Below are 2,534 nucleotides of genomic sequence, written 5' to 3'. Positions count from 1 at the left end.
TGGCGGAGAGATAGGGATTTGAACCCTAGATACGCTATTAACGTATGCCGGTTTTCAAGACCGGTGCTTTCAACCACTCAGCCATCTCTCCGCAGCGGTGCGAATAATAGGGAAAGCGATCATGAATGTGAAGCTTTTTTTTTGCTTTTTTTGCTGTTTGACTAATTTTCAGCACTTTTGATGGTATTTCCTTCAAAATGCCGGAATTTTTGCGAATCGCCTGTTATAAGAGAACTATTTATCGTGTTTTATGGTCTACTATTCGAGAAAGGTTTGCTCAACTAATTAACTCTTGGTAATCTTTGGTAAGATTAATTTTCGGAACATCGTGTTTCTATTAAGGAGCTATAATATGGCGTTCAATCATTCGTACACTACTGAAAAAGCAGTAATGTCAACGACTGAAACTAACAAAGTGCTAAAAAGTACTTACTTTCTTTTGGCGATGACTTTGGCATTTAGTGCCATCACTGCTGCAATCTCAATGACAATGGCGCTGCCTCGTTTTACAGGCATGATTTGTTCATTGGTTGCAATGGGTCTAATTTTTGTAATTCACAAAAAAGCTAATTCATCATCAGCTATTGGTTTAGTTTTCTTATTTACAGGTATTTTGGGTTTTGGCTTAGGTCCACTACTTAATGCTTACCTAAGCTTACCTAATGGCGGCCTTTTGATAGCACAAGCTTTAGGCTCAACTGCTCTAATCTTCTTTGGTCTATCAGCATATGCGCTTACAACTAAAAAAGATTTCTCTTTCATGGGTGGTTTTTTAACTATCGGTATTTTAGTGACTTTTGGTATTTCTATCGTCAACATTTTCATCGGTAGCCCAATGGTATTTATTGCTATCAATGCCGTATTTGTTTTACTTATGTCTGGCATGATTTTGTTTGAGACAAGCAGAATCGTAAATGGTGGCGAAACGAACTATATACTTGCAACTGTTGGTCTTTACGTAGCAATTTATAACTTGTTCACGTCATTGCTAATGTTGCTTGGCATGTCTAATGATGACTAATTAAATCATTCTGATAAAATAAGCCCCATCTGGGGCTTTTTTTTGGATTTCTCTTGAGCCAACTTATAATTTCATTGCATTGTGGTCCTGACGCGCACGACTCTTTACAATGTATGAACCGATTTGTGCAAGCCGCACTAAAACAAAATCATACCATTAAGTGTATATTTCTGTATCAAGATGCCGTATTACATGCTAATCAGCATATTCAACTGTCTAGTGATGAATTGCAAGTCAGTTCTATTTGGGAACAATTATCAAGCCAAGGGATAGCATTGAAGCTATGTGTAACCGCCGCTGAGAAGCGAGGAATAAACACACAAGACACTGGCGTATTTACAGTCGCAGGGCTCGCCGAGTTTGCTATGGAAGTTTGTAAAGTAGACAAGTGGGTGCAATTTAGATGAATAAGAAAATTCTTGTTATTAGTGATGCAGCCCCCTTTGACGGTCAACGTATTCGAGAAAGCTTAGACATGGCGCTCATTTTTGCAGCCATAGATCAAGAGGTGAGCTGGCTGTTTACTGGCGCTTCCGTACTGGCTCTTACAAAGGGCACGACTCCTAGCTCGTTAGGTATAAAAGATTTCTTTAAGCAGCTTAAAACATTAGAAATATATGATGTCGATAACCTATTTGTTTGTGAGCATGCATTGTTAGAGTACGAACTTTCCACTGAACAATTGAGTGTCGATGCAAGGATATTGTCATTTGAACTACAGAAGTCCTTGATAAACGAACATGATCACGTGGTAACGCTATGAGTATAACAGTACATATTTTTTCAAAGCCATTACGTTATTATTCTAATAATTTCAACTTAGCTTTAATTGGCGAACGTGACAAAATTCTTTTGCAACAAGACGCATGTTACGATCAAGCGCGTTTTGCTGCCACATTTAATAAAAACCTATATATGCTAGAGACATGCTCTATTGCGAGGGGCATTTCCCCTGCCAACCTAGTGACACTTATAGATGACTTAAGTTGGGTTGACCTGCTCGTAGCTAGCGATAAATCAATTACTTGGTAAATTATGTTAGTAATAGACAACAAAACAATAGAAACTGATAAAGAGGGATACCTGCTAAATCATCTTGATTGGAGTGAAGATCTGGCCCCTATTATTGCAGCAAATGAAAGCATCACTTTGACGGACGCCCATTGGGAAGTAATAAATTTTGTGCGCGGTTTCTATGAGGAATACGGAACAAGCCCAGCGATTAGAATGCTTGTTAAAGCAATCGCTAAAAAGCTGGGGGAAGATAAAGGTAAGAGTATATATTTATACAAGCTCTTTCCAAAAGGACCCGCTAAACAAGCTACTAAGATAGCTGGGTTGCCAAAGCCTGCAAAATGCATATAACCGCACTTAAAAAAGAAGGCTAATGCCTTCTTTTTATTACTCGTCAACAGGCCAAGTGAATGGTACATCCGGAACTTCAAGTCCTCTCGCCAATATAGATTCCGCCACAGTGAGTGTTGGATCAGTAGTAAGCGTATAGCAAAGTGCA

At 38.8% G+C, this 2,534-nt stretch carries 5 protein-coding genes and 1 tRNA gene; 5 read left to right on the top strand and 1 reads right to left on the bottom strand.

Annotation, left to right across the window (positions count from 1 at the left end):
- Positions 1–91, bottom strand: a tRNA-Ser gene (locus N482_RS03415).
- A 261-nt stretch (positions 92–352) separates the two neighbouring features.
- Here N482_RS03415 and N482_RS03410 point away from each other — a divergent pair.
- From N482_RS03410 to N482_RS03390, 5 genes are read left to right on the top strand one after another with little or no spacing between them, the layout of a single operon-like run.
- Positions 353–1,021 (top strand): Bax inhibitor-1/YccA family protein, encoded by a 669-nt coding sequence (locus N482_RS03410; protein WP_063375750.1) that lies wholly within the window; start codon positions 353–355, stop codon positions 1,019–1,021.
- A 53-nt stretch (positions 1,022–1,074) separates the two neighbouring features.
- Positions 1,075–1,428 carry a sulfurtransferase complex subunit TusD gene (gene tusD / locus N482_RS03405; protein ID WP_063375749.1) on the top strand — a complete coding sequence of 118 codons (354 nt, stop codon included), beginning with the start codon at positions 1,075–1,077 and terminating at the stop codon, positions 1,426–1,428.
- Positions 1,425–1,784 carry a sulfurtransferase complex subunit TusC gene (tusC, locus tag N482_RS03400; protein WP_063375748.1) on the top strand — a complete coding sequence of 120 codons (360 nt, stop codon included), beginning with the start codon at positions 1,425–1,427 and terminating at the stop codon, positions 1,782–1,784. The genes tusD and tusC overlap by 4 nt, the downstream gene beginning before the upstream one ends.
- Entirely contained in the window at positions 1,781–2,053 is a 273-nt protein-coding gene (locus tag N482_RS03395) for a DsrH/TusB family sulfur metabolism protein (protein WP_063375747.1), read from the top strand. The genes tusC and N482_RS03395 overlap by 4 nt, the downstream gene beginning before the upstream one ends.
- Positions 2,054–2,056: 3 nt before the next feature.
- Positions 2,057–2,386: a TusE/DsrC/DsvC family sulfur relay protein gene (locus tag N482_RS03390; protein WP_063375746.1), complete on the top strand. Its 330-nt coding sequence runs from the start codon at positions 2,057–2,059 to the stop codon at positions 2,384–2,386.
- Positions 2,387–2,534: the final 148 nt, after the last annotated feature.

The sequence above is a fragment of the Pseudoalteromonas luteoviolacea NCIMB 1942 genome (assembly GCF_001625595.1).
In the GTDB taxonomy this organism is placed as follows: Bacteria; Pseudomonadota; Gammaproteobacteria; order Enterobacterales; family Alteromonadaceae; genus Pseudoalteromonas; species Pseudoalteromonas luteoviolacea_A.
This window is presented reverse-complemented; position numbering and strand designations above follow the sequence as displayed.

Excerpts from the sequence above, each read along its gene's own strand:
- N482_RS03410 (WP_063375750.1), top strand. The coding sequence starts at position 353 with ATGGCGTTCAATCATTCGTACACTACTGAAAAAGCAGTAATGTCAACG.
- tusC (WP_063375748.1), top strand. The coding sequence starts at position 1,425 with ATGAATAAGAAAATTCTTGTTATTAGTGATGCAGCCCCCTTTGACGGT.
- N482_RS03395 (WP_063375747.1), top strand. The coding sequence starts at position 1,781 with ATGAGTATAACAGTACATATTTTTTCAAAGCCATTACGTTATTATTCT.
- N482_RS03390 (WP_063375746.1), top strand. The coding sequence starts at position 2,057 with ATGTTAGTAATAGACAACAAAACAATAGAAACTGATAAAGAGGGATAC.